General features: G+C 40.9%; 27 protein-coding genes. 11 read left to right on the forward strand and 16 right to left on the reverse strand.

Annotated elements, in window-relative coordinates; translation table 11 throughout:
• The first annotated feature begins 99 nt into the window (after positions 1 to 99).
• The 4 genes from AC570I_RS12745 to AC570I_RS12760 all read left to right on the forward strand — a co-directional run bounded on the left by AC570I_RS12745 (position 100) and on the right by AC570I_RS12760 (position 3,414).
• Positions 100 to 714 carry a DUF4294 domain-containing protein gene (locus AC570I_RS12745; protein ID WP_047799499.1) on the forward strand — a complete coding sequence of 205 codons (615 nt, stop codon included), beginning with the start codon at positions 100 to 102 and terminating at the stop codon, positions 712 to 714.
• Between the two features lie 7 nt (positions 715 to 721).
• Positions 722 to 1,231: a glutathione peroxidase gene (locus tag AC570I_RS12750; protein ID WP_497405714.1), complete on the forward strand. Its 510-nt coding sequence runs from the start codon at positions 722 to 724 to the stop codon at positions 1,229 to 1,231.
• A 42-nt stretch (positions 1,232 to 1,273) separates the two neighbouring features.
• The gene (gene bshB1 / locus AC570I_RS12755; RefSeq protein ID WP_497405715.1) at positions 1,274 to 1,990 is read left to right on the forward strand and encodes a bacillithiol biosynthesis deacetylase BshB1; all 717 of its coding nucleotides are present in this window, start codon (positions 1,274 to 1,276) and stop codon (positions 1,988 to 1,990) included.
• A 62-nt stretch (positions 1,991 to 2,052) separates the two neighbouring features.
• Positions 2,053 to 3,414: an acyl-CoA dehydrogenase family protein gene (locus AC570I_RS12760; RefSeq protein WP_497405716.1), complete on the forward strand. Its 1,362-nt coding sequence runs from the start codon at positions 2,053 to 2,055 to the stop codon at positions 3,412 to 3,414.
• A 32-nt stretch (positions 3,415 to 3,446) separates the two neighbouring features.
• On the opposite strand, the gene AC570I_RS12765 is transcribed toward AC570I_RS12760, so the two are convergent.
• Both AC570I_RS12765 and lat read right to left on the reverse strand, forming a co-directional pair.
• A complete protein-coding gene (locus AC570I_RS12765) occupies positions 3,447 to 3,851 on the reverse strand; it encodes a hypothetical protein (RefSeq protein ID WP_497405717.1) in 405 nt (134 codons plus the stop codon).
• 2 nt (positions 3,852 to 3,853) lie between these two features.
• Positions 3,854 to 5,185: an L-lysine 6-transaminase gene (gene lat / locus AC570I_RS12770; RefSeq protein WP_497405718.1), complete on the reverse strand. Its 1,332-nt coding sequence runs from the start codon at positions 5,183 to 5,185 to the stop codon at positions 3,854 to 3,856.
• A 534-nt stretch (positions 5,186 to 5,719) separates the two neighbouring features.
• On the opposite strand from lat, the gene msrA reads away from it, so the two are divergent.
• A complete protein-coding gene (gene msrA, locus AC570I_RS12775) occupies positions 5,720 to 6,211 on the forward strand; it encodes a peptide-methionine (S)-S-oxide reductase MsrA (protein WP_047799494.1) in 492 nt (163 codons plus the stop codon).
• A gap of 41 nt (positions 6,212 to 6,252) precedes the next feature.
• Here the strand turns inward: msrA and AC570I_RS12780 are convergent, their stop codons facing one another.
• Positions 6,253 to 7,122 (reverse strand): 1-aminocyclopropane-1-carboxylate deaminase/D-cysteine desulfhydrase, encoded by an 870-nt coding sequence (locus tag AC570I_RS12780; protein ID WP_497405719.1) that lies wholly within the window; start codon positions 7,120 to 7,122, stop codon positions 6,253 to 6,255.
• Between the two features lie 63 nt (positions 7,123 to 7,185).
• Positions 7,186 to 8,214 (reverse strand): DUF6588 family protein, encoded by a 1,029-nt coding sequence (locus tag AC570I_RS12785; RefSeq protein WP_497405720.1) that lies wholly within the window; start codon positions 8,212 to 8,214, stop codon positions 7,186 to 7,188.
• A 91-nt stretch (positions 8,215 to 8,305) separates the two neighbouring features.
• On the opposite strand from AC570I_RS12785, the gene AC570I_RS12790 reads away from it, so the two are divergent.
• Entirely contained in the window at positions 8,306 to 9,334 is a 1,029-nt protein-coding gene (locus tag AC570I_RS12790; protein WP_047799491.1) for an RluA family pseudouridine synthase, read from the forward strand.
• 3 nt (positions 9,335 to 9,337) lie between these two features.
• The gene (locus tag AC570I_RS12795; RefSeq protein WP_497405721.1) at positions 9,338 to 10,177 is read left to right on the forward strand and encodes an aminotransferase class IV; all 840 of its coding nucleotides are present in this window, start codon (positions 9,338 to 9,340) and stop codon (positions 10,175 to 10,177) included.
• A gap of 52 nt (positions 10,178 to 10,229) precedes the next feature.
• Here the strand turns inward: AC570I_RS12795 and fmt are convergent, their stop codons facing one another.
• Positions 10,230 to 11,138 carry a methionyl-tRNA formyltransferase gene (fmt, locus tag AC570I_RS12800; RefSeq protein WP_497405722.1) on the reverse strand — a complete coding sequence of 303 codons (909 nt, stop codon included), beginning with the start codon at positions 11,136 to 11,138 and terminating at the stop codon, positions 10,230 to 10,232.
• Positions 11,139 to 11,228: 90 nt separating this feature from the next.
• On the opposite strand from fmt, the gene AC570I_RS12805 reads away from it, so the two are divergent.
• Complete coding sequence (locus tag AC570I_RS12805) at positions 11,229 to 12,278, forward strand: DNA topoisomerase IB (protein ID WP_497405723.1); 1,050 nt, start codon at positions 11,229 to 11,231, stop codon at positions 12,276 to 12,278.
• A gap of 43 nt (positions 12,279 to 12,321) precedes the next feature.
• Here AC570I_RS12805 and AC570I_RS12810 read toward each other — a convergent pair whose 3' ends face one another.
• A complete protein-coding gene (locus AC570I_RS12810; protein ID WP_497405724.1) occupies positions 12,322 to 12,531 on the reverse strand; it encodes a hypothetical protein in 210 nt (69 codons plus the stop codon).
• Positions 12,532 to 12,626: 95 nt separating this feature from the next.
• Complete coding sequence (locus tag AC570I_RS12815) at positions 12,627 to 13,766, reverse strand: exo-beta-N-acetylmuramidase NamZ family protein (protein ID WP_369799759.1); 1,140 nt, start codon at positions 13,764 to 13,766, stop codon at positions 12,627 to 12,629.
• A 287-nt stretch (positions 13,767 to 14,053) separates the two neighbouring features.
• Here AC570I_RS12815 and AC570I_RS12820 point away from each other — a divergent pair, with 287 nt between their 5' ends.
• Complete coding sequence (locus AC570I_RS12820; protein ID WP_047799485.1) at positions 14,054 to 15,274, forward strand: ABC transporter permease; 1,221 nt, start codon at positions 14,054 to 14,056, stop codon at positions 15,272 to 15,274.
• A 39-nt stretch (positions 15,275 to 15,313) separates the two neighbouring features.
• Here the strand turns inward: AC570I_RS12820 and AC570I_RS12825 are convergent, their stop codons facing one another.
• The gene (locus AC570I_RS12825; protein ID WP_497405725.1) at positions 15,314 to 16,114 is read right to left on the reverse strand and encodes a tRNA pseudouridine synthase A; all 801 of its coding nucleotides are present in this window, start codon (positions 16,112 to 16,114) and stop codon (positions 15,314 to 15,316) included.
• Between the two features lie 166 nt (positions 16,115 to 16,280).
• On the opposite strand from AC570I_RS12825, the gene AC570I_RS12830 reads away from it, so the two are divergent.
• A complete protein-coding gene (locus AC570I_RS12830) occupies positions 16,281 to 16,652 on the forward strand; it encodes a YchJ family protein (protein WP_497405726.1) in 372 nt (123 codons plus the stop codon).
• Between the two features lie 14 nt (positions 16,653 to 16,666).
• Here AC570I_RS12830 and AC570I_RS12835 read toward each other — a convergent pair whose 3' ends face one another.
• From AC570I_RS12835 to mnmC2, 6 genes are all read right to left on the reverse strand, one after another.
• The gene (locus AC570I_RS12835) at positions 16,667 to 17,068 is read right to left on the reverse strand and encodes a hypothetical protein (RefSeq protein ID WP_497405727.1); all 402 of its coding nucleotides are present in this window, start codon (positions 17,066 to 17,068) and stop codon (positions 16,667 to 16,669) included.
• Positions 17,069 to 17,070: 2 nt separating this feature from the next.
• The gene (gene mazG / locus AC570I_RS12840) at positions 17,071 to 17,877 is read right to left on the reverse strand and encodes a nucleoside triphosphate pyrophosphohydrolase (RefSeq protein WP_497405728.1); all 807 of its coding nucleotides are present in this window, start codon (positions 17,875 to 17,877) and stop codon (positions 17,071 to 17,073) included.
• A gap of 10 nt (positions 17,878 to 17,887) precedes the next feature.
• Positions 17,888 to 18,337, reverse strand: a complete 450-nt coding sequence (locus AC570I_RS12845) for a DoxX family protein (RefSeq protein ID WP_497405729.1) — start codon at positions 18,335 to 18,337, stop codon at positions 17,888 to 17,890.
• Positions 18,338 to 18,356: 19 nt separating this feature from the next.
• Positions 18,357 to 19,466: an AI-2E family transporter gene (locus AC570I_RS12850; RefSeq protein WP_497405730.1), complete on the reverse strand. Its 1,110-nt coding sequence runs from the start codon at positions 19,464 to 19,466 to the stop codon at positions 18,357 to 18,359.
• An 81-nt stretch (positions 19,467 to 19,547) separates the two neighbouring features.
• Positions 19,548 to 20,495, reverse strand: coding sequence for an aldo/keto reductase (locus AC570I_RS12855; protein WP_497405731.1), 948 nt, complete (start codon positions 20,493 to 20,495; stop codon positions 19,548 to 19,550).
• Between the two features lie 85 nt (positions 20,496 to 20,580).
• Complete coding sequence (mnmC2, locus tag AC570I_RS12860) at positions 20,581 to 21,279, reverse strand: tRNA (5-methylaminomethyl-2-thiouridine)(34)-methyltransferase MnmC2 (protein ID WP_497405732.1); 699 nt, start codon at positions 21,277 to 21,279, stop codon at positions 20,581 to 20,583.
• Between the two features lie 114 nt (positions 21,280 to 21,393).
• Here mnmC2 and AC570I_RS12865 point away from each other — a divergent pair, with 114 nt between their 5' ends.
• Entirely contained in the window at positions 21,394 to 21,741 is a 348-nt protein-coding gene (locus tag AC570I_RS12865; RefSeq protein ID WP_497405733.1) for an MmcQ/YjbR family DNA-binding protein, read from the forward strand.
• A gap of 34 nt (positions 21,742 to 21,775) precedes the next feature.
• On the opposite strand, the gene AC570I_RS12870 is transcribed toward AC570I_RS12865, so the two are convergent.
• On the reverse strand, positions 21,776 to 22,552 hold the full coding sequence (locus tag AC570I_RS12870) for a DUF2625 domain-containing protein (RefSeq protein ID WP_497405734.1): 777 nt from the start codon (positions 22,550 to 22,552) through the stop codon (positions 21,776 to 21,778).
• 160 nt (positions 22,553 to 22,712) lie between these two features.
• Positions 22,713 to 24,749 (reverse strand): M13 family metallopeptidase, encoded by a 2,037-nt coding sequence (locus AC570I_RS12875; protein ID WP_497405735.1) that lies wholly within the window; start codon positions 24,747 to 24,749, stop codon positions 22,713 to 22,715.
• Positions 24,750 to 24,962: the final 213 nt, after the last annotated feature.

Genomic DNA, 24,962 nt, shown 5'->3' on the forward strand with positions numbered 1-24,962 from the left:
GCGTAAAAATTTGCGTCTTATTTCTGAATAAAACCTATATTAGTTTTGTTAAACATCTAATATATGAAATAACACCTAACTTTGTAAAAGTATAAATTTATGAAATTTAAAGGGCTAATCATTCTGTTTATTGTCATGATTTTTAGTGTAAAGCTAAAAGCTCAGGATCCGGCTGCACCCGTTTTCCCAAAGCCGGGCAAAGCAGATACCATTCGTGTAGCCTCTACGAATGATAACGGAGTGATGATTCCCTGGATGCAACTACAGGAGGTGAGCATTTATGCTGCACGGATCTGGAAATCTCCGGCAGAGCAGGCTGCCTTTAACAGATTGCGGTACAATGTGCTTAAGGTGATGCCCTATGCATTGTTTGCCAAACGCAGATACGAGCAACTGGAGCAGGATATTGCCCGTACACCTGAAAAGAAAGAGCAGAAACAACTGGTTAAACAATGCGATAAGGAAATTAAAGACATGTTTAACCGTGAGATAAAGGAGCTGACCATTACACAGGGGCAAATTTTAACAAAACTTATTGATAGGGAGGTAGGGAGAACAACCTACGATATTGTAAAACAAACTAAAGGCGGGTTTGCTGCATTTTCCTATCAGATTGTTGCGCGTGTAGTGGGGCATAATTTAAAAAGTACTTACGATCCGCGTGAGGATAGGGATATTGAATCTATTATCCGGACTTCAGGATTTTACCAATAAATAAACGATGCAGGAAAGCATTCCGAATATATATTCTTTTACAGTCAAAAAAGTTAACGGTGACGACGTGCCATTATCAGCCTATCAGGATAAGGTAGTTTTAATCGTAAATACGGCCTCTGGCTGCGGTTTAACACCTCAACTCTCACAGTTGCAATATCTAAAAGACGAAATAAATGATCCTGATTTTGAGATCTTAGGTTTTCCAACCAACGATTTCGGGAGACAAGAGCCTTTAAACGGATCCGAAATCACTGCATTTTGCGAAATTAACCATGGCGTAAAGTTTCCGGTGTTTGATAAAATTGTGTCTCGCGGCCAGCATGCCCATCCGCTTTATCAGTTTTTAAGCGATAAAAAGCAGAATTCGAAACTGAATGCTAAGCCTCGCTGGAATTTTCACAAATATCTGGTAAACAAAAAAGGGGAGCTGGTAGATTTTTACTACCCTTTCACTAAGCCTTTGAATGCAAAAATAAAAAAGAAAATTCAGTCTTTACTACACGTAAATGCATGATAGAACGATTCTCTCGTATCTGCAACCATAAAAAACCTTTAGATGAAATTAGATATTTTAGTTATAGCCGTTCATCCTGACGATGCAGAACTATGCTGTTCGGGAACCATTTTAAAGCACATTGCACTAGGTAAAAAAGTAGGAATTGTAGAATTAACCCGTGGTGAACTGGGCACGCGCGGGACTGCAGAAACCCGGGATGAGGAAGCAGCAGCATCAGCAAAAGTGTTGGGTTTGCACGTGAGAGAAAACCTGAAAATGAGGGATGGTTTTTTTCAGAATGATGAAGCCCATCGTCTGGAGGTAATTAAAGTTATTCGAAAATATCAGCCGGAGATTATACTCAGTAATGCACTGGAAGACCGTCACCCAGATCATGGCAGGGCCGGAGATTTGGTTTACGACTCTGTTTTTTTGTCGGGTTTACCTAAAATAGAAACTGAAGCCAATGGGGTGGCCCAGCAGGCCCATCGCCCGAGATTATTGTTGCAATATATCCAGGATCGCTACATCAAACCAGATATTATTGTAGATATTACGGATCATATGGATAAGAAAATCGAATCCATAAAGGCTTTCAGAACACAATTCTATAATCCGGATGTCGATGGACTACAAACTTATATCTCTTCTCCGGAATTTTTTGAAACCATTGCCGGCCGCTCAAGGGAATTTGGTAAAAGCATTGGAGCAACATTCGGGGAAGGATTTACTTCAAGAAAACTACTTGGGGTGGATAGTCTGTTTGATTTGAGGTAATTCAGCATCGGGCGCAAGCCAACAAAATTGCCACTCATTTGTTATTCTCAAAACGAGTAATAATGGCGAACATATTTTCTTCTCTAAAGAATGCATACAATCTATTTAAGCATGTCGATTTTGACAAGTTAGAGGCTTTATCGAAAAAAGTTGACTTACCTAAAATGGTCGAAACTATTTCCAGTCTGGACGAAAAACAGATTCAGGGGATGATGAAAATGATGGGTGGGTCGGGTAAAAAGAAGGAACTTCCACCGATTGAAGGTGATTTTTACCACCTTGGGGATGAGGCGCTTAAAGATGAAGACAGGGCCTTACAGCTCAAAGTGCGTGCTTTTTTGGAAAAGGAAGTTAAGCCAATCGTAAATCATTATTGGAATAAAGCAGAGTTTCCACATGAAATTATTCCCAAATTAGCAGAGTTAAACATTTGTGGCCTGACTTACAAGGGCTATGGCTGTCCGGGTAAGTCAAATTTAATGGAAGGAATTCTGGCCATGGAAATGGCAAGAATTGATACTTCAATTTCTACTTTCTTCGGGGTACAAAGCGGCTTGGCTATGGGGTCAATCTATCTTTGTGGTTCAGAAGCTCAAAAGCAGCAATGGCTTCCATTGATGCAACAATTCAAAATAATTGGTGCATTCGGACTTACAGAGCCAGAAGTGGGATCTGCTGCTGCCGGAGGATTAACCACTACCTGTAAGTGGGTGAATGGTAAATGGATACTAAACGGGCAGAAGAAATGGATTGGTAATGCCACTTTTGCTGATATACTGGTGATATGGGCGAGGGACGAAGAAAGTAATGAGGTAAAAGGCTTTATTGTTAAAAAAGATAATCCGGGTTTTGCAGTTGAGAAAATGCAGGATAAGATGGCGCTCCGCATCGTACAGAATGGCTTGATCACCCTAACCAATTGTGAAGTTGCGGATGAAGACCGTTTGCAGAATGCAAATTCATTTAAAGATACGGCTAAGGTATTACAAATGACCCGGGCCGGAGTAGCCTGGCAGGCTGTAGGCTGTGCACGGGGGGCTTATGAAAATGCGCTGGAATACACCAGAACACGTAAGCAGTTTGGAAAACCCATTGCCTCATTTCAGCTTATCCAAAACCACCTGGTGGAAATGTTATCGAACCTTACTGCCATGCAAACCCTTTGCTTCAGGTTATCGCAACTGCAGGATCAGGGTTTGCTGAAAGATGAGCATGCATCGCTGGCAAAAGTATTCTGCTCGCTCCGTACACGGGATGTAGTAAGTAAAGCCCGCGAAGTGATGGGTGGCAACGGCATCCTGCTCGAATACAATGTTGCCAGATTTGTGGCAGACGCAGAAGCCATCTACTCGTATGAGGGAACCAAAGAAATTAATACATTAATTGTGGGAAGGGCAATAACCGGATTTTCTGCTTTTGTATAACGGGTATAAAGTTAACCTTCTTTAATCCCCGGTTACTTCATGGGATGTTTGTTAAAAGCCACCTGGCTCATGGCACTTTTTTCATAAAGGCCTATACAAAGGGCATTAAATGCCGGATCGAAATTGACATCACCCGGTTGGAGCTGGCTGGGCGCATTGGTTCCAGCCATAAAGAAATAAACTTTGGTGTTGCCATATTTGGTATGTGGCATCATGTTACCATAGTCTTCCATTTCTTTCCAGATAGAATCCTTAACAGTCACCACATATATACGCTGTATGGGCCCGGTGTTATTTGCATTTCTAAACTTTGCAATTTCCTTGAAACCGGCTTTCATGTCGCCGATTCCAGGTTGATCAAAAATATCCTTTACCATGAAAAATACCAGGATTAAAACACCTGCGGTGATAAAGTACACCATTGATTTTTTATTCATGCCTACAATAAAGGCAATATTTTTTCCATAACAGTCAGGCCCTGGTCAATATGTTTCTGCTCGATGCAAAGTGCCGGCCGGAAACGGATTGTTTTTTCGCCACAGCCTAAAAACATCACATTGTTTTCGAGTCCTTTAGCTATAAATTCATTTCGCATATCCTTATTTGGAAAATCGAAAGAACACAGCAGGCCCCGGCCGCGAACGTTGGTCATCTTATCAAATTTAAGGGCTAACGACTGGAGATTTTCTTTAAGGTATGTTCCCACCTGATCTGCATTTTCACACAGCTGATCTTCATTAATGATCTGCAAAATCTGTGTGGAGCGCACCATATCAACGAGGTTTCCACCCCATGTTGAATTAATCCGGCTGGGGACATTAAACACGTTTTTTTCTATTTCGTCAACTTTATGACCAACCAGAATTCCGCAAACCTGCATTTTCTTTCCGAAGGCAAGAATGTCAGGTCTGGCTTTTTCGCTAAAATGCTGATGGCACCAAAACCTGCCGGTTAAACCTACGCCAGTTTGCACCTCATCATAAATTAAAAATGCCTCATGTTCATCTGCCAATGCTTTCAGCTGGATCAGGAATTCCTCACGCAGATGATTATCCCCACCTTCAGACTGGATGGGCTCGATGATGATGGCGCAGATGTCATCTTTATGCTCGGTAAAAGCTTTTTTGATCTGTGCAATTGATGTTTCTTCGGTTTCGATGGCTTTTTGTAAATGATCACCGGAGAGTGGAAATTTCACTTCGGGTACCGATACCCGTGGCCAGTCGAATTTGGCGAACCACTTTGTTTTATCCGGCAGGGTATTGGTTAAACTCATGGTGTAACCGGTACGGCCATGAAATGCCCGCTCAAAATGAAGTACTTTAAATCCTTTTTCAGCCGTATATCCCTTCGCAAAGTTTTTCTGTACTTTCCAGTCCATGGCAACCTTGATCGCATTTTCTACCGCTAAGCCACCTCCGGCGATGAAAAATGCATGGGGTAGGTAATCAGGTATTCCAATTTCGGCGAAAGTCTCCAAAAATTGGGCATACTGCTGGGTATACACATCCGAATTTGATGGGTTTGCCATTGCAGCCAACAGCAGGTTTTTGTTGAAGTGCTCATCGTTCAACATTTTAGGATGATTGTATCCTAAAGGAACCGAAGCAAAACAGGTGAAAAAATCAAGAAGATTTCTGTTATATTTAGAATCGTAAATGTAGGCACCACGACTTTTTTCCATATCGTAAGTGAGGTCGAAACCATCAGCCAGAATATGTTTGCTTAAAGATTCTTTAACACGATTGGCTGGGACTGTTAACTGATACATAAAATCTGATTTTGGTGTATACCAAATTTAGTAAAAAGCGCCAGGAATCACAATTTAAGCGCTTTTTATACCGATCACCGAAAAACAGGTTTAAACAGTTTAAACTGTGATTATGGACAACATCGACTTTCAGACTTCGGAATTGTTGAAAACTTTTTGATTATTAATCATCGTTCGCGGCTTTACCGCAGTTCGACCTATCCAGGAGATTTCTAGTACCGTCGCACTTAACTCGCTTGGGTTTTCCTTGGACATTCCTTGGACATTCCTTGGACATTCCTTGCACCTTGTTTGGGTAAATGCAGCTAAAACCCAAGTGAAACCCATTTAAACCCGCTTTTTGGTAAAAAAATCCCTTTAAACCCACCTACAGGGCACTTTTTAAATATCACTTTAAACAAATGACGCTGACCGCTGGTTTAATGGATGGTTAGTGATATGTCAGGTTTTGTATTACCTGATAAATAAGCCGATTTTGTTCACGATATTAGTGTTATAGCGCTGTAATGCATCGCTTTTAAATTTGAAGAATATATGAGTACTGAAAAAGCAATATTGGCAGGAGGTTGTTTCTGGGGAGTAGAAGATCTGGTCCGCAACCAGGAAGGGGTAATTGATACCACTGTCGGTTACACTGGTGGCGATGTGCCAAATGCCACTTATAGAAATCATGGCACACATGCCGAAGGCATTGAGATTGAATTCGATCCAGCGGTATTATCGTATCGTAAACTACTGGAATATTTTTTCCAGATTCATGATCCAACGACCAAAAACAGGCAGGGCAATGACATCGGAACGTCCTACCGTTCGGCCATATTTTATCTCAGTGATGCTCAAAAAGAAACTGCAGAGCAGTTGATTGGTGAGCTGGAACAATCAGGGAAATGGCCAGGTAAAATCGTAACGGAGGTTGTTCCTGCAGGTGATTTCTGGAATGCGGAAGAAGATCATCAGGATTATCTTCAAAAAGTTCCCTACGGTTATACCTGCCATTTTGAACGTCCGGACTGGAAGTTGTCTTAGCAAAAGATCAAAAGCCTTCTCCGTAATAGGAGAAGGCTTTTTTAAAATTTGTCTTTCATGCCAAACATACCCAGCAATCCTCCGGTATGTATCGCCAGAATTTTATCATCCTGATGAAGGATACCCTTCTGCCGAAGATCTGTAATGGCATAGAACATTTTGGCTGTGTAAACAGGATCAATGAGCAAGCCGGTTTGACCCGTAAAATTTTTAATAAAGTAAATCAGATCTGGCGTTGTTTTGGCGTACCCACCGAAATGATATTCGGTATGTAAATGCAGATGGGCAGAAGCTGGTGTAATACTACTAATTTCATCCATCAGAAAGCTACCGCCTTTTAGTGCAGATACAACATTAAGGTTGGTGTCCAGCTCATGCTTTTGTATGCCTGCAAGCAGGCCTGCAGCCGTTGTACCGGTGCCGGCAGCGCAAAAGATATGATCATATCTTGCAGGAAGTTCCTGAATGATTTCTGCACAGCCTATTGCCGCTTCGGGTGAAGCGCCACCTTCATCAATGAAATAGGCTTTGGGGTCATCTGCAAAATAATTGCCATAAAGTTCTTTCTTACTGCGATAGCTTTCACGGTCGGTAAAAATCAGCTCCATGCCAAATAAGCGGCAAAGCAACAGCATTTCGTTATTAACGGCTTCTCCACGTACAAAGGCCGTTGCTTTCAAGCCAGTTCTTGCTGCTGCTGCTGCGGTTGCAACCAGATGATTGGAGTAGGCACCGCCAAATGTAACCAGGTGGTTTTTATTGGCTGCTGTAGCCTTTGCCAGAATATATTTCAGCTTACGCCATTTATTGCCGGAAATGAAAGGATCAATGAGATCATCGCGCTTCACAAATAAGTTGCTAAATGGCGCGTAATTCAACTGCTCAACGGGGCTATTTAGTTTTTCAAACACAATGTAAAAGTAAAAAACACCTGAAATATCCAGGTGTTTTTATTCATGAATAGAAAAATCTGATTAATTTCCTATGCCTAAGCCAATACCGCCATTAAACATGCTATATTTAGATTGAGTATAGGAGGTGTAAAACTTGAAGAATCCAAATTTCAACTGGAAGCCAATACTTCCTTTTATTCCATCGATATCCGTTTGTTTCACTGAAACAGGATCAACATAAGTTGCGTTTGTTGTGGTGCCGGTTGCAAAGCGATAGGTACCTAATGCTTTCAGATTAGTATTTGATGTTTGGTAACCAATGCTGGCAAATGGGGTGAAAAAGACAATCTTTTTGGATACAATGGCATCGATATTTACACCGTTAAACTTTGCATCAATGCGTTGATCAGAGTTAGCAACATTGTCGATGTTCAGATCCAGGCTGTATTTGTATTGTGTAAAGCCTGCGAATAGTGCAACATCTACAGGAACCAGTTTATCGGCTTTACCCATAATCAGTGGTAAAACTTCAATCTTGGCACCCACTCCAATCATCGATAAACTTCCCAGATCGCTACCGAATTTAATTTTAGGCATGGCCCGCAATGTGACGTCAATGTTTTTTGGTAAACCTAATGTGGCCTGAATCTGTGCTGCTGGAACCGTATGGAATCCCAAGCCTTTGGGGAGGTTAAAGAATCTTCCGGTTCTAAATCCATTATCGGCTACTACTTCCATTCTTCCACCATCCTGATCATCACCAAAGGCGGTTGGACCAATTGAAGATGCTCCAATAGCCGGTTTGATATTAGTCAACCCGAGTGCATTTACGTCATAACTTCTTGCTGAAGTTGGCACTGCAGCTCCGGAAACGGAGAATCTGACATCAAATTTCAAAAAGCCTTTTGATTTGGCAGTATTTGTCCAGCCATCAGTTAATCCTTGTCCCAGGCCTTTGTACAGTGGGTCGAGGTAAGCATTGATGAGTTTTGTTGCGTCTCCGGGACCGGAAACAAACAGGCTTCCAACATCCTGCTGAGCGCTTGCCGTTTGCGTAAGGCCAACCAGAGACAAGGCAATTAATGCCTTTAATGAGTAACGTTTCTTCATGTTGATGAGTTAAAATAGTTTGATTTTAAAGTAAAGATAATGGTGTTTTTTTAATTCTAAAATCTTGCCTGTAAAAGTTTAATTTTGCGGAATGGAAAATGTGGTCGAATTGCAGGAATCGGAAGAGCAGGAATTATATGAACATTTAAAGATTATTGTTGATAAGGGGCAATCGTTACTTCGGATCGATAAATTTTTGATGGTGCGTGTAGAGAATGCTTCGAGGAACCGTATTCAGAATGCAATAGACGCGGGTAATGTGCTGGTAAATCAAAAGCAGATTAAAGCAAGTTATAAGGTTAAGCCTTTTGATGAAATTTCCATTGTGCTGCCACATCCGCCACGCGACACCGAAGTTTACCCGGAAGATATACCGATAGATATTGTGTACGAAGATAACGACCTGTTAGTGGTGAATAAGGTTGCCGGAATGGTAGTTCATCCTGGTTTTAACAACTATACCGGCACGCTGGTAAATGCGCTGGCTTTTCACTTTGAGCAGTTGCCACAGTTGCCTGGTAATGATGGGCGCCCTGGTTTGGTACACCGTATTGATAAAGACACCTCTGGCCTGTTGCTGATCAGCAAGAATGAGCGTTCAATTACCCATCTTGCCAAACAATTTTTTGATCATACGATTACCCGGAAATACATTGCCCTTGCATGGGGTGATATTGAAAATGATGGAACGGTTACAGGATATATCGGACGGAGTGTGAAAGACCGGAGAGTAATGGATATTTATGATGATGAAGAGAAAGGAAAATGGTCGGTTACTCATTATAAGGTTTTAAAACGCCTTGGATATGTAACGCTGATCAGCTGTGAGCTGGAAACCGGACGTACACATCAGATCAGGGCTCATATGCAACACATTGGCCATCCGCTGTTTAACGATGCGATGTATGGCGGAGATAAGATTTTGAAAGGAACTACGTTTAATAAGTACAAACAATTTGTAGATAATTGCTTTGAACTTTTACCCCGACAGGCTTTACATGCGCAGAGTTTGGGTTTTATTCATCCAACCACAAAAGAATATATGTTTTTTGAATCGCCATTGCCCGCTGATTTCAAAGCTGGATTGGGCAAATGGGAAAATTACGTTGCTACATCATAAAATATGCCTCAACAATATCTGTTATTAAATGATGAATTTCATGATGTAGACACACCAGTTCTAACCGCCTCGAACAGGGGATTTAAATTTGGTGATGGCCTCTTCGAGAGCATGAGAATGATCGACAATAAACTTCAGTTTGCTGATTTGCACGCCGACCGTTTGGTTGGAGGTATGAAAGCGCTGAAGATTGACGGGCACTCGCTGATGGATGATTATTTCATCCGCCAGAAAACCCTGGATCTGGCAAAAAAGAACCGGTGGAATGGTAATGCCCGCTTCCGCTTATCGGTATACAGGCAGGGGAGTGGTGTTTATACCCCTGAAACCAATAAAGGCAGTTATATTTTAGAGGGCTATGCATTGAAAGATGCCCAATATCAGCTCAATAACAAAGGATTGATTATTGATGTTTATGATGAAATTACCAAGCCAATTAACAAGCTTTCGAATTTCAAAACTTCCAATGCTTTGCTGTATGTGATGGCAGGAATATTTAAAAGTCAGAACAGGCTTGATGAGGCCATGATATTAAATCAGAGTGGGTTTTTATGCGAGAGCATCAGTGCAAATGTGTTTGTGGTATATAACAATCAGATTTACACACCCGCGTTGACTGAAGGATGCGTGAGTGGTGTAATGAGAACCGCGATTATGCAGATTGCAAAAATGAATGATATCGCATTAATTGAAGCACAAATCAATCCGGAGATACTGAAAGAGGCCGAGGAAGTTTTCATTACCAATGCTACGCAGGGAATTCAGTGGGTAATGGGTTATGGCCGAAAGCGGTATTTCAATGAAGTGTCGAAGTATTTGATTGAAAAGTTGAATAATCTATAGTGGTGTGACTTATCTTCCTTCAATCAAATACAATCTTGATTATTTGTTGCTGTTATAGTCTCATGCCTCTCAGAAAATCGGCTATTAGCATTCTCTTTTTTCCTTCATATTGAATATCGAGCAGTTTGATGAATCCATTTTTGGTGGCAAATTTCAAATAGGTTTTACCATCTGTTAAGAATCCACCAGCTACAATTGCTGATTCTTTATCTTCTATTTCCGCCTTGAAAATTTTCAAGGTTTTATCGTTCAAAATCGTAAAAGCGGTTGGGTAAGGACTCAGGCCTCTTATCAGGTTATGAATGGTTAGAGAATCGTTGTTCCAGTCTATTTTACAATCGTCTTTGAAAATTTTGGGTGCATGCTTCAAGTCGTCACTTTGCGGTTGCGGCTGCTCCTGTACGTCTCCGGCTTCAATGGCTTTTAAAGTTTTTACAATCAGGCTGGCTCCGATGGCCATTAGTTTGTCGTGTAGCTCTCCTGCAGTTTCGTCGTCTCCTATTGCAACACTATCGCTTAAAATGATATCGCCGGTATCTATTTCATGTTTCAGGAAAAAGGTAGTTACGCCGCTTTCTTTTTCTCCGTTAATGATGGCGTGATTTATTGGTGCCGCACCACGATATTGCGGTAATAAAGAACCATGCAAATTGATTGTTCCTTTTGGCGGCATATTCCAAACCAGTTCAGGCAACATTCTAAAAGCAACCACTACCTGCAGGTCGGCCTGGTACGTTTTCAGCACTTCAATAAATTCAGGGTTTTTAAGTTTTTCGGGTTGTAGAACCGGTATTCCCTTTTCAACAGCATATCTTTTTACCGCGCTTTCATTCATTTTTTGTCCCCTTCCCGCTGGTTTATCTGGTGCAGTTACCACGGCAACTACATCAAAATTGGCTTGTACCAGGGCATCTAAAGAAGCAACAGCGAAATCGGGCGTACCCATAAAAACTATTTTCATAAATATTATGTTGTGTTTCTAAAATTAACGTGAACAGGGGTGTTAAGGTTTTACAAAATAACTAAAATAACCCCATAGTTACAGGTAAAAATGGTACAAGGCAAAGATGTTGTAAAAGAAAGTGGACTGGTATATGTAACTGATGCCATGCCTGGTATTTACCGGAAAGGTAAGCCCGGGAAATTTCACTATGAGGATAAAAACGGGAATCGGGTATCGGATGAAAAACACCTGAGCCGAATCAAGTCCCTGGTAATTCCGCCGGCGTGGCAAAATGTATGGATTGCAAACAAGCCGAATGCCTACCTGCAGGTTACGGGTACCGATGCTGCGGGGAGAAAACAGTATAAATACCATCCGAAATGGACCAGCCGCCGTTCGGAGGATAAATATTTCAGGCTGCTGGAATTTGGAAGAGCGCTGCCAGCAGCGAGAAAAAACCTGGCGAAAGACCTTCGCAGAAAGGATCTGGATGAGCGCAAGGTGCTGGCTATTTCTGTGGACGTTTTACAAAAAACCTTGATTAGAGTTGGCAATGAAAGCTATAAAGAGCTTTATGGATCCTTTGGTTTAACCACGTTGCGTGATAAGCACGTAAAGATAAAGGGCAGCAAAATTCTAATGGATTTCATCGGCAAGAAAGGAGTAAAGCAACAGCTGGAACTAAATGACCGGTCGCTGGCTAAGCTGGTGAAGAAATGCAGGGACATTCCGGGTCAGGAACTGTTTCAGTACTACACTAATGGTAAAGAACATAGGGGTATTGACTCCGGAAAGATCAATAACTATATTAAGGAAATTACCGGCGATGATTTCACGGCGAAAGATTTCAGGACCTGGGGAGGAACGCTGGAAGCATTGAGGCAGTTTGCTAAATGTAGCAATGATAAAGACTTTAATCTTAACTCTAAAAAGGCTATTGTATCTGTGCTAGATTGTGTCGCAAAAAAGTTAGGGAATACCAGGGCCGTTTGTAAGAGCTCTTATGTTTACCCTTTGTTGCTTACCGCGTATGAGAATGACGAGTTGGGCAAGTATCTTAAGAAAATGAACAATGCGAAGACTTTAGGAAAGATCAATCTCGATCATGATGAAAAGGTGCTGTTATCTTTTCTGAAGGCAAACAGCAAAACAACCTAATGCATCAAAGCAGCCAATTAATATTGACTGCTTTGGTAAGTGTTTATTCTTTTGGCGCTTTTTTAATTGGTTGAACGGGCTGTTCCTCCATTTCACGCTGTTGTGCAGGATTATTTGTCTTAGGCGCCTTATTAGGGGTACTGTCTCCTGGTTTACGCACGGTCTGGTGATCTACAGGTTTTCTGCCTTTTGGTACTTCCTCCTGGTAATTGCTTCCTGGTTTATCGCTTTTTTCTTTCGGTCCGCTCATCATTTTTGTTTATTGAATTAGTAAATGAATGAATTAGTGAATTTGAATGTCAGTTCCCAACTCTTTAATAGAACACCATAAGCTTTAAAGTTGTTTCACTAATCATAAATCAGATACTTTTTACGCATCGTTTTGTAAGCGCTTAGTCCGGGTTCCCAGCTGGCTCTGATTTCCTTTTCACTTTTTCCGTCAATTACCTGCTGCCTGAAATCTGCCACACCAACCAGTCTTTCAATTGTTCCCATCTCTTTACTTAGTTTAGTATTAAAGAAGTCTTCTTTTTTTGGTGATGCATTATACAGCTCAATGAGCCAGGAAATATTCACTTGTTTGGATTTTCTCAACGCTGTAACATCATATTGCCTTAAATCCAATCCATAACACACCTGATCCTGAAATAATGGTGTTTCAGACATACCTTTAATGCTTTTTGGGGTAAAGCTAAATTCGAATTTGTCTTTCAGATAAGGTGCACCAACTATGGTAAAAGGAAACATGGTACCACGGCCGTGGTTTAGGTACGTACCTTCGAACAGACAGGTAGAAGGGTAGAGCATGATGGCCTGTTGGGTGTTTAAATTTGGTGATGGTTTTACAGGTAAGGTATACTCCATATCATGGTTATAACCCGCATTTTTAATGATGGTGATTTTGCACTTCACTTTATCCTTTAGCCAACCTTCGCCATTCAGCATTTGTGCATATTCTCCAACTGTTAGTCCGTGAGCAATGGGAATGGGCTGGATACCGATTCCTGATTTAAATTTAGGGTCGAGTATGGGCCCATCAATGAGATAGCCGTTAGGGTTTGGGCGGTCTAGTATTAAGAGTTCTTTATTGTTTGCCGCACAGGCTTCCATCACGTGTTGCAGCGTATTTATGTAGGTGTAAAAACGAACTCCAACATCCTGTATATCGAATACCATCAGATCAATATCTGCTAAATCTTCGGTTGTTGGCGTGCTGTGTTTTCCATAGAGCGAAATGGCTTTAATACCTGTTTTGGTATCCACATCATCTTTTACAGAAACACCTGCGCTTGTATTTCCCCTGAAACCATGTTCTGGTCCGAATATTTTCTGAATTGTAACCCCTCTTTTCAGCAAGCTGTCTACCGAGGCCTGATCGCCAATCACGGAAGTTGGGTTAACCACCATACCAATGCGTTTCCCTTTCAATAAGGGCAGATATTTTTCAGTTTGCTCGGCTCCGGTTTTGAAAGAGGACGGAAGCGGCATGGTTCTGATAGCGGTTTTACGTGTCTTGCCATTTAGTCCCTGGCCTAATTCCTGTTCAATCGGCTTGGGCTGGCCACATGCGCTAAGCGCAATTAAACTGGTAAACAAAAAGCTGAAGGTTGTTCTCATATTTAAAGATTTTAATCTCTGGATTAAAGCTTAAACAATTTAGCATTTTTTTGCTTGTTGTTATTAGCCTATTGATTATTTTACGGGTGCTTATTTATCATCAAAAATGCCATTTTTAAAAATGATTTGAGCATTTTTGCTACAACAAATTTTATAAATTGAATTTCGAATATTTCATAGCGGGGCGGATTGCCATAAAATCAGAACGAACTTTTTCAAAGCTCATTGTGCGCATTGCAATAGCAGGCGTAATGCTGAGCCTGGCCGTGATGATTTTGACAATAGCCATTATCAAGGGATTTAAAACTGAAATTCAGGACAAAGTGCGCGGTTATCTGGGCGATGTTCAGATTACGCGATATGACTTGAATAATTCTTTTGAACATTCGCCATTTGTACTGGATGCGCAAACCAAAAAGCAGCTTCAACAGAATAAAAATATTGAGTATTATTATCCTTTTGCTACCAAACCAGCCATATTATCTGCAAATAACGAGATTGAGGGCATTAATTTTAAAGGGATTGACAAAACCTACAAATGGGATTACATTAAGCAGCACATCATCAGCGGAACGATAATCGATTTCAGGGACAGTGTAGCCGCTATGCAGGAACTTTTGATCTCCCAGTATACTGCCAATCGCCTGAAGCTTAAAACGGGCGACGATTTCATCATGTATTTCGTGCAGAATCAACTGCGTCCACGGAAGTTTAAGATAGTGGGCATTTATGATATCGGGGTGGAGGATATCGATAAAGGCTTCGTTTTGGGCAACATTAATATCATTAAAAGACTGAATGACTGGAAGCCTGATCAGATTGGTGGAATTGAAATCAGGACTAAAAATTTTAACCGGTTGAAAGTTGTGGCCGATGGGATTTACGAGCAGCTTCCGCGGAACCTGAGGTCGTATTCGATTGAAGAAAACTTTCCTAATATCTTTACCTGGCTGGGGCTTTTGGATGTGAATACGAGGGTGATTTTGATTTTGATGTTGATTGTTGGTGTTATTAATATGGTTACAGCCTTACTGATTATGATTTTGGAGCGTACAAACATGATTGGAATGCTCAAATCTTTTGGAGCCAGTAACTGGAGTATTATGAAGATATTTCTCTTTAATGCGGCTTATTTGATTGGTATTGGACTATTGCTAGGAAATATTTTAGGGATAGGATTGGGCTTGTTTCAGCAGTCGACCCATATATTTAAACTAAACCAAACCTCTTATTTTCTGGCATACGCTCCGATTGAATTTCATGTAACCGATATTATAGGACTGAATCTGATTACTGTGATTGTATGTTTGCTGGTTTTAATTATTCCTTCGTTTCTGATCAGTAAAGTATCTCCATTGAAGGCAATCAGATTTAAGTAATTTTCTAATCTGCCGGTTTGGCTCAATTTTTTAATCTGGCTACAGCAATTCCCACTCTGCGCCTTGTACTACCGGTATAATTTCCGTTGCCGGCTCGAGGTTTAAATAGGGGTAGGTTACTTTGGAAAGATATAAGCCTGTAGGATGTGCGGGTAAAGACAGTTTAGTGGCTTTGAGATTAATCAGCTCGCTTTCAAACTCATCAATACTGAGTTCACCTTTCCCAACCATCAGTATTTTTCCCATTGTAATGCGGATCATTTTGCCGAGAAAGCGGTTGCTGGCTATGTGAAATCTAAACCGGTCTCTTTTAGCATTGAGGTATAAACGGGCATCCATTACATTACAGATGGTATGCTCATATTTATCGGGGTGAGTGCAAAAAGCCCGGTAATCTTTATATTGAGGCAGCAGTTTGACCACTGTATTCATCTTTTCGAAATCGAGATTATCCAGCTGATAAAAGGAACTTTGGTTGCTTAAAAACGGGTCTTTTCGAGTATGTACAAAATAATCGTATCTACGCTGAACGGCATCAAAACGGGCATGAGGTTTACCTTCCATTTTAATGATATCAAAAACTGAGATGTTATAGGGAAGAGCTTTATTGAGGATGTAAAGCAGATCGAAGTTAAGTTCCTGTTCTATATCGGCATGGAAGAAAAACTGGCTGGCATGAACATGTGCATCCGTTCGGCCACAACCAAAAACAGGTGTAGGCGTTTTAAGAATTTTGAAGAGTGTTTGCTCGATGACTTCCTGTACGCTTTTGACGTTAGGTTGTTTTTGCCATCCACTAAAATGTTGACCCTGATAAGCAATATGAAAGAAATACCTCATTTTTCGAGCACAATTTTACGGAAAATATTTTTGTAATCTGGTTAAAAGCCAAACCCGTGCTCAAATACAAATTTATTGATGATGTTAAGATGATTTAAGATATTTTTGAACCAGATAGGGAAATGAACAATTCTTATCATTTTAAAGAGAATTAATATACAATACGATGAATTGTCCTTGCGGAAGTGGTTTACAATATGAAAACTGTTGCCAGCCCTACCATTTAAAAATGAAAACAGCACCTACGGCAGCCGCATTGATGCGTTCCAGATATTCGGCCTTTGTAGTGGCTGATGGAGATTATTTAGCAGAAACTACTCATTTGAGCAAGAGAAAGGGAAATTCGAAAGAGGCGTATTTAAAAAGTGCGAAAAATACCAAGTGGTTGAAGCTGGAAATTGTAGCTGCCGATTCCGATACCGTAGAGTTTAAAGCTTACTATTTGGGTAAACACTATCGACCCGAGGTGTTGCATGAAAAATCGAACTTCAAGCTGGAGGATGGGAAATGGTATTATGTAGATGGTGTATTCTATTAGTTGGTCAGCTTTTCCTACAAATCAATATCCAGGATAATCTCTATTCTACCAGATTCAGTTTTATACACATCCAGTGCCACCAGATCAAGTGTATTGATGTCGAATCCTTCTGATTTCGCAAAAACTATGAATTTTTCCCTGAGTTCTATCAGGAACAACTTTCTTGAAAAACCGATGGAGGAATAGAGCTGAAAGTGTGTAGGGTTGCTTAAGGGATAATCTACAGCAACAGTAATTTCATGTTCCGGAATGACAATTTCTTCGGCATCAATGAGGTTTAGGATTTCTTCATTTGCCTTGCCAATATTTACCCAGGGAATAATACCCCCATCTATTGTCTGGGTAGCCGTAACGTTAAAAGTAATGATGCTGATCAGGTTTTTTGGTGCCTGTTCATTGTAATCTGCTGCGCTCATAATTATAATTTCTTGGCCTCATTCCAATAAATATCCATTTCGGCCAGTGTCATTTCGGCCAGTGCCTTACCACTTTCTTTGGCTTTATTTTCCAGGTACTGGAAACGTTTGATGAATTTTTTGTTGGTCTTTTCTAAGGCATTTTCGGGGTTGATATTGATAAAGCGTGCATAGTTGATGAGTGAGAAAAGCACATCGCCAAATTCTGATTCAGCTTTTTCGACATCGATTGCGGTATTGTCTGTTACATTAAATTCGGCTTTAAACTCCTGAAGCTCTTCCTCAACTTTTTCCCATACCTGGTTTTTGTCTTCCCAGTCGAAACCCACCCCGCGGGCTTTTTCCTGAATCCGGGACGCTTTAACCAAGGCGGGCAGTGAGGAAGGTACGCCGGCGAGTACCGATTTATTTCCTTCTTTTAACTTAATTTGTTCCCAGTTGCGTTTTACATCTTCTTCATTTTGTACTTCAATATCGCCATAAATGTGGGGATGCCTGTTTACCAGCTTATCGCAAACTCCATTTAATACATCAACGATGTTAAAATCATTTGTTTCAGATGCAATTCTGGAGTAGAATACCAGATGCATCATCACGTCGCCCAGTTCCTTCTTAATTTCGTTCATATCACCCTCCAGAATGGCGTCACTTAGCTCGTACGTTTCTTCAATCGTTAAGTGGCGCAATGTCTCCATGGTTTGTTTTTTATCCCAGGGACATTGTGTGCGGAGCGTATTTAAAACAGTGAGCAAACGATTAAAGGCATCTGCCGGGTTGTGTGCAACAGCTGGAATGGGGTTATTGGGCATGTTATGTGATTTATCGGATGCTAAAGTACCAAACCCAGGCGATTAAGAAAAATTGAAAAGGAATTCTGAACCATAAATATTTAATTCCTGGTCCCGGTTTGTATAAATCTTCATAATTGATTTGGTGCTTTGCTGCGTAAATATTAGCTGGCAAAATGGCTATAAGGAATATAAGTAATGCGATACCCGTATAGAATCGTGTGCTTTCCATGCCTAAACCAAAGGCAAAAAGGATTTCCAGCACACCTGTAAAAATTACAATCTGCACTTTAGCAGGTACAAAGAGCGGGATCATCGCTGCCATTGAGGTTTTAAATTTGAAGTGACCTATGGCTGTAAAAAGCAACATCACCGCCATAGCAATATTGCCAGCAAAGATGTTTCCTTTGTCAAACGTAGTATGGCTACCAAAAGCAAGCAATGCCACGTAAACGATCAATAACACGAACAGGGGTTTCATCTGGTAAAATTATAAGATTTTAATCTTTCTCTTCTAATCTAATCTTTTTGGTAATGCGGTAAACGCGTTTCTTTTTTTCAGGTTTGTGCTCTTCGCCCATTAAAATCCCCCATGGCTTCAATGTATCTACCCGGTCAAAAATGATTTTTAGCATAGCCAGGTAAGGAATGCAAAGGAACATTCCGGAGATGCCCCAGATCATTTCGCCCACTACAATGCCAATAAATGCAAACAAGGCATTGATTTTGACTTTCGAGCCTACCACCAGCGGCATTAGCACATTTCCATCTACGGCATGTACACCAACGAAGGCTATTAAAACCAAAAGGACTTTACCAGCGCCGGCAGTTGCGAATGTGATGAGACAGCTGATCAAAAGCGCGAAGAAGATACCCAGATAAGGAACCACGTTAAAAATTCCGGCTACGAGGCCAAGAAGTACCGCATATTTAACACCTAACAAACTCAGCACCGTAATCATTAACACGGTAACAATGAGCATCTGCAGGAATAAACCGATGATATATTTTTTGATGATGTACTGAATCTGGGTTACAATTTCAGTGACCTTCTCCTTATGTTCTTCTTTAAAAACCGATGTCAGGAAAGTGAATAATACCCTACGATAGTTGAGTATAAAAAAGGTAAATAATAGTGTAAATCCTAAAAAGAGCAGGGTTGACGAAAGGGTTGCCAATGTGGTTGCGACAATGGCGGCACTGGTCGCCAAAGCTTTTTCTGTACTATCATTAAGGTAGGCGAGTTGCTTTTCGGAGTTTACATGAAATGTTTTAGATATCCAGTGCTGAAGATCGTGATAGGAAGTATTGGCTTTATCTTTCAGTAAAGGCCAGTCTGCCCATAGATCACTCAATTGATTGCCAAAGAAGTATATGATCCCTCCAATCAATACGATCATCACGATGACCGACACTATTGTTGAGAGGCTTCTCTTAAACTTAAAACGTTGTTCGAGAAAATTACCTACTGGCAGGAGTAAAATGGCCATCAGGAAAGAGAACAACAAAGGGGCGAGCAAAGATTGTCCTAAAATGGCGATATAAGTTAAACTGATTAAGCAGAATAGTACGAGTGCCAGTTTTGGGAGAAAAGATAGTTTTTCTTTCATATTTTTTTAAATCCTGAATAATACAAAATGCCCGGATAATTGTTTAATTAACCGGGCATTTAAATATAACAGATTATTTTGCTAATAGCTGCTTGCTTCGTTTAAAAGTGAAATGTCTGCCGGCGACAAATTCAGGTTTGCAGCCTCGGTAAATGATTTTAGCTGACTTAAGTCGGTAACGCTGGCTATTGGTGCGGTGATGGAAGGATGGTTGATTAACCAGGACAAAGCAACTGAGGCTTGTTCAACGCCGTGGCTTTCAGCAACCTGGTCCAGTGCATTTAAGATTTTGAAACCTCTGTCGTTTAAAAATTTCTTCACGCCTGCGCCGCGCTGACTTTTATTCAAGTCATCTTCGCTGCGGTATTTTCCGGTTAAGAATCCGCTTGCCAGGGAATAATAAGTGACTACGCCCAGTCCGTGTTCAACACATATTTTCTCATGATCCTGTTCAAATTCCTGGCGGTCGAACAAATTATAGCCTGGCTGGTAAACTTCGTATCTGGGTAGGTTATTTGTAGCCGAGTGCAGTAAAGATTCTTTAAGTCTTTCAGCCGAAAAATTTGATGCGCCTATCCAGCGTACTTTTCCCTCCTTGATCAACGTTTCGTAAGCACTTAGGGTTTCTTCAACCGGTGTGGTTTCATCATCAAAATGAGAAAAATATAAATCAATGTAATCGGTTTGCAGGCGTGATAAAGAGTGTTCTACCTGATTGATGATATAGTCTTTTTTCAATGACTTTCCACTGCCCATATCAGATCCAACTTTAGTTGCAATGATCACGTCACGGCGTTTATTGTTCTTTTTTAGCCAGTTGCCGATAATTGTTTCTGACTCTCCACCTTTATTCTCTGGTACCCAGCGGGAATACACATCGGCCGTATCAATAAAATTGAAACCACTTTCTACGAAATGATCTAATATTTCAAATGATTTTTGTTCGTCGATGGTCCAACCGAACACGTTTCCTCCAAATACAATGGGTGCAATATTTAAATCTGTTTTGCCTAATATTCTTTTTTCCATGATATGAATTTTAATATAAGCTTAACAAATGAAGGATATTGTAGTTTTAAGATTCGGTCGCGTAATTGTCATGCTTAAGCAGGGGTTAAGGATTCAGGATTTGGAAGTCTTCTGTTTGTTCCTGCATTTTTACTGCTCTTAGCATTTCCCTTTTTCCTGGCGCTCCCGGTAATTTTTCTATATTAAAACCACAGGCCTTTACAGCGCGCTTGAGTTTACCTGTTATGGCGTATGTAACAAAAGTGCCGCCGGGCTTAAGGAAGCTGCATGCATGGGCAATAATTTCATCACTCCACATTTCGGGCTGGTGCTGCACAGAAAAAGCATCATAGTAAATCACATCAAATCTTTTGTTTGTTGTGAATTGTGCCAGGGTGGTATGTGGGATTTCGAGTTGGCAAAATGGCGATAGTGTCTGCACTGAATTTAAGCTCTCTTCATATTTAGAGGTGAAATCGCTCCATATACCAGCAGGTACATAGGCATCATAACCTGTTTGATTGATTACCTCCAAACTCAATGGAAAAGCTTCAATGCTGGTGTAATCTAGTTTAATTTGCTGATTGGTAGCGTATTCATAGCTTAAGATGAAGTTTAGCCCTGTTCCAAAGCCTACTTCCAACACCGCTATTTCTGATTTCCCTGCAGAGGCAAATTTCAGACCCGCCTCAATAAAAACATGTTTGCTTTCCTGTAGCGCACCGTGCTTGCTATGGTAATGTTCGCCTATGGTTTCACTAAAGAGCGTGTTGGAGCCATCGGCAGTTGGTGTGATAATATTCATGTACAGGTTTTTTAATATAGAAAGATTTTCTGAGGCAAAATTATTATTTTCGTGGTGAGTTTATATAAAATATTGAACATATAAATCTGTTGCCTTAGCCCCCAGAATCTGCTTATGGATATTGAATCATTCAGAGAATATTGTTTAAGTCTTCCCGGAACAACAGAAGGCATGAAGTGGGACCATTTATGCTTTATGATTGAAGAAAAGATATACGTGATCATCGCCATTGAAGAGGGAAGCCGGTTCTCTATCAAATGTAACCCTGATGATTTTGATGCGCTAACCGCAAGGCACGGGATACAGCAAGCTTATCACCTGGCTAAACGCCAATGGATACAGATTGCCAGTGTGGATGTTTTAAATGATAAGGAGCTAAAGGCGCTTGTTGCAGGCTCACGTGCAATGGTACTGGCCAAGTTACCCAAGAAGGTACAGGCAAAGTACGCTGTTACTGCGTAGTAACCCTGACGATGACTGCCCTGAACCCTGACGATTACTGCCCTGGTACCTCCTTCTTGATGCCTTTATCGGCGTTTATCTCCTTAGACTTCATGACGTTGAAGCGATACATTTCTTCGATACCTACAAGTTTTCTGGTACATTTATCGATATCAGTGCCTTCCTGCCATAAATACGGGCGGAAGCTATAAGTTTTCGTTCCGTCGAGATTTCCTATAAACTGATTCCAGTTGTTCCAGCGCAGGCCTTTGTAAAATTTCGACAGGTCGCTATCGAAGCAGAATACCAGGAACTCACCATAGCCTGCACCCAGGGGCTGCCAGGTAAGGGTATTTGGTTCGAGATAGTAAACGTTTTTGATGTCAGGGCCTAAGCCACCATAATTTATTGCAAAAAATCCCCCAACGGCATCATCGGCAATGAGGAGGTATGGCACATTATCGCCATATTCTTTTATGGTTTTGCCTTTATTCCACTCGGCGATATTTCTGTTCAGCCTTTCGCCACCAGAGCCCAGGATGCGTATCCAGCCATTATCTACGATTATACCGCCGGTATTGTAAATGACCGATCCAAGAGTGGCGTAGGTAGTCATTTGCGCATTATAAAGCACTTCATTCGCTTTTGCGGTGTCAACAGGCAGGATCTCTACTTTATTTTTTGCTGCCTCCACCCATTTTTGAACTAATGGCCAGGCCGGATCAGTTTTATTGATTAATTTATCAAGACTGATGAGTTTATTCTGAGCAGTTGCACTAAGGGTGAGAAAAAATAAACCAGTGAAAACTATGGCTTTAGATATGCATTTCATATGGACACAATTATTGTTTTTCAAAGATAGAATGATAAATAAGAATTCATCAATTGAGACGGCTTAATTTTGATTTCTCGGAAAAGAAAAAGCGCCCTGATGATTCAGGACGCTTTAGGTTTGGTATTTCTCTTCGGGATGAAAAAATTGCAGTATTAAACTACCACATTCTGATTCTATCCTCTGGTTTTTTGTATAATTTATCCCCAGGTTTTACATCGAAAGCATTGTACCAGGCATCCATGTTTACAGGTGCACCAATTGTACGGAACGGACCAGGAGAGTGCGGATCGGTTTTGATTAACTGAGCAGCACTTTCTGGCAAGATATTACCTCTCCAAACCTGTGCCCATGCCAGGAAGAAACGTTGATCGGGTGTAAAGCCGTCGATTTTCTCATTGCTTTGACCTTGTTTAGTCATTTTGAATGCAGTATATGCCGCGTTTAAACCACCTAAATCGCCAATGTTTTCGCCCATTGTGAGTTTACCAATCACATGTACTGTATCCAAAACGGTGTAAGCGTCGAATTGCTCACCCAGCGCTTTGGTTTTAGCATCAAACTTAGCTTTGTCTTCTGCAGTCCACCAGTTTTTTAAGTTACCAGCTGCATCGTACTGACTACCGCTGTCGTCAAAACCATGGCTCATCTCGTGACCGATTACGGCACCAATTCCACCGTAATTAACGGCATCATCAGCATTTGGATCGAAGAAAGGGAATTGTAAAATTCCTGCAGGGAAAACGATTTCATTTAAAGTTGGCGAATAATAGGCATTAACCGTTGGAGGCGTCATGCCGAAACGGGTACGGTCTACCGGTTTACCCAACTGTCCGATGGATTCGTTATATCCCCAAACGCTTGCATTGCGAAGGTTCTGGAAATAAGTACCTTTATTGATCACCAGACCATCATATGTTTTCCATTTGTCGGGATAACCCACTTTAGGTGTAAACGCATTAAGTTTCGCAAGCGCTTTTTGTTTGGTTTCAGCACTCATCCATTCTAAACCGTTGATTCTGATTTCGAATGCTTTACGCAGGTTGACAATCATCTGGTTCATGCGGGCTTTTGCTTCTGGCTTGAAATATTTGGCCACATATAGCTGACCTAATAATTCGCCGATAGTGCCATCTGTTAAAGATGACATACGTTGCCAGCGCGGCGTTTGCACCTTTTGACCTGTTTGCGCTTGTGTAAAGGCAAAGCTTGCTTTTACAAAAGGAGAACTCAGGCTTGAAGCTGAACTTTTGATGAGGTTCCACTCCAGGTATGTTTTCCAATCGGCCACTGGTACTGATTTCAGCATCGCATCCAGGCTGACCATAAATTTAGGTGACGATACCAATACTGTGTCCTGCCCTTTAATTTTGAATTTAGGTAAATAAGTATTCCAGTTGATATCCGGGGTTTTCTTATTTAGTTCAGCAACAGTCAGTTTGTTGTAAGTTGCATAAGGGTCGCGCATTTCCAAGCGACTCATCTGTGCTTCCGCAAATTGCTTTTCAATTTTAAATACGGTTTCTGCTTTTTGTTTAGCTACCTCAGGTGTGCTTCCGGTAAGCGTAAAAAGCGTAGACATATAGGTATTATAAGCTTCGCGGATTTTTATGCTGCGGGTATCATCTTTGAGATAATAATCACGGTCTGGCAATGTGGTTCCACCCTGACCGATGTTCACCATGTATTTATTTACATTTTTACGGTCTTGTCCAACACCAATACCAAACATTCCACCGCCTAAGCCATTGGTACGCATATAGGCGACCTGATCAAGTACTTCCTGAATGTTTTTAATTTGCTGAATTTTAGACAGGTCTGCCTTGATTGGTGTGTAGCCTAATTTTTCGATGGTCGCACTGTCCATTGCGGCCGTATAGAAATCGCCAACACGACGTTTTACTGAGCCTGCGGGTGCAGATTTATCTGCGGCTGCTTCTTCCACAAGCGATTTTACAGCATTGATATTGAAATCGCGAAGTTCATTGAATGACCCCCATCGTGTTTCTTTAGCCGGAACAGGGTTGTTTTTTACCCAGGCACCGCTGGCGTAGGTGTAGAAATCATCTCCTGGTTTAACGGACAAATCCATGTTTGCCGGGTCGATGAATTTTTTAACGGTTTGTGCATTAGCAGAAAAGCCAGCAGCAACTATACCGAGTGCTGCAAAATATCTTTTCAAATTTTGGTATTTCATTCGCTTAATAAGTTAGTTATAACAGCGAAATTTATGAAATACTAATTAATACTGAAACAATATATTAGAAATATTACTTGTTAAACCAGTAATAGATTTTAGCCAGACCTAAACGTCTGATAATTTCTGATGCAGAAAAATGAATTTTAACAGATTTCATAGTTTTTCAATCTTTATACAGTATTAACATTTTTTAACATTCTTTATTGTGTG

This window comes from Pedobacter sp. A2324 (assembly GCF_059693705.1).

Excerpts from the sequence above, each read along its gene's own strand:
- AC570I_RS12830 (WP_497405726.1), top strand. The coding sequence starts at position 16,281 with ATGAATTGTCCTTGCGGAAGTGGTTTACAATATGAAAACTGTTGCCAG.
- lat (WP_497405718.1), bottom strand. The coding sequence starts at position 5,185 with ATGTATCAGTTAACAGTCCCAGCCAATCGTGTTAAAGAATCTTTAAGC.
- AC570I_RS12815 (WP_369799759.1), bottom strand. The coding sequence starts at position 13,766 with ATGCCGCTTCCGTCCTCTTTCAAAACCGGAGCCGAGCAAACTGAAAAA.
- AC570I_RS12855 (WP_497405731.1), bottom strand. The coding sequence starts at position 20,495 with ATGGAAAAAAGAATATTAGGCAAAACAGATTTAAATATTGCACCCATT.
- AC570I_RS12795 (WP_497405721.1), top strand. The coding sequence starts at position 9,338 with ATGCCTCAACAATATCTGTTATTAAATGATGAATTTCATGATGTAGAC.
- AC570I_RS12875 (WP_497405735.1), bottom strand. The coding sequence starts at position 24,749 with ATGAAATACCAAAATTTGAAAAGATATTTTGCAGCACTCGGTATAGTT.
- mazG (WP_497405728.1), bottom strand. The coding sequence starts at position 17,877 with ATGCCCAATAACCCCATTCCAGCTGTTGCACACAACCCGGCAGATGCC.
- AC570I_RS12760 (WP_497405716.1), top strand. The coding sequence starts at position 2,053 with ATGGCGAACATATTTTCTTCTCTAAAGAATGCATACAATCTATTTAAG.
- AC570I_RS12750 (WP_497405714.1), top strand. The coding sequence starts at position 722 with ATGCAGGAAAGCATTCCGAATATATATTCTTTTACAGTCAAAAAAGTT.
- AC570I_RS12805 (WP_497405723.1), top strand. The coding sequence starts at position 11,229 with ATGGTACAAGGCAAAGATGTTGTAAAAGAAAGTGGACTGGTATATGTA.
- AC570I_RS12765 (WP_497405717.1), bottom strand. The coding sequence starts at position 3,851 with ATGAATAAAAAATCAATGGTGTACTTTATCACCGCAGGTGTTTTAATC.
- AC570I_RS12845 (WP_497405729.1), bottom strand. The coding sequence starts at position 18,337 with ATGAAACCCCTGTTCGTGTTATTGATCGTTTACGTGGCATTGCTTGCT.
- msrA (WP_047799494.1), top strand. The coding sequence starts at position 5,720 with ATGAGTACTGAAAAAGCAATATTGGCAGGAGGTTGTTTCTGGGGAGTA.
- AC570I_RS12790 (WP_047799491.1), top strand. The coding sequence starts at position 8,306 with ATGGAAAATGTGGTCGAATTGCAGGAATCGGAAGAGCAGGAATTATAT.
- AC570I_RS12745 (WP_047799499.1), top strand. The coding sequence starts at position 100 with ATGAAATTTAAAGGGCTAATCATTCTGTTTATTGTCATGATTTTTAGT.
- fmt (WP_497405722.1), bottom strand. The coding sequence starts at position 11,138 with ATGAAAATAGTTTTTATGGGTACGCCCGATTTCGCTGTTGCTTCTTTA.
- AC570I_RS12810 (WP_497405724.1), bottom strand. The coding sequence starts at position 12,531 with ATGATGAGCGGACCGAAAGAAAAAAGCGATAAACCAGGAAGCAATTAC.
- AC570I_RS12785 (WP_497405720.1), bottom strand. The coding sequence starts at position 8,214 with ATGAAGAAACGTTACTCATTAAAGGCATTAATTGCCTTGTCTCTGGTT.
- AC570I_RS12835 (WP_497405727.1), bottom strand. The coding sequence starts at position 17,068 with ATGAGCGCAGCAGATTACAATGAACAGGCACCAAAAAACCTGATCAGC.
- AC570I_RS12850 (WP_497405730.1), bottom strand. The coding sequence starts at position 19,466 with ATGAAAGAAAAACTATCTTTTCTCCCAAAACTGGCACTCGTACTATTC.
- mnmC2 (WP_497405732.1), bottom strand. The coding sequence starts at position 21,279 with ATGAATATTATCACACCAACTGCCGATGGCTCCAACACGCTCTTTAGT.
- AC570I_RS12870 (WP_497405734.1), bottom strand. The coding sequence starts at position 22,552 with ATGAAATGCATATCTAAAGCCATAGTTTTCACTGGTTTATTTTTTCTC.
- AC570I_RS12865 (WP_497405733.1), top strand. The coding sequence starts at position 21,394 with ATGGATATTGAATCATTCAGAGAATATTGTTTAAGTCTTCCCGGAACA.
- bshB1 (WP_497405715.1), top strand. The coding sequence starts at position 1,274 with ATGAAATTAGATATTTTAGTTATAGCCGTTCATCCTGACGATGCAGAA.
- AC570I_RS12825 (WP_497405725.1), bottom strand. The coding sequence starts at position 16,114 with ATGAGGTATTTCTTTCATATTGCTTATCAGGGTCAACATTTTAGTGGA.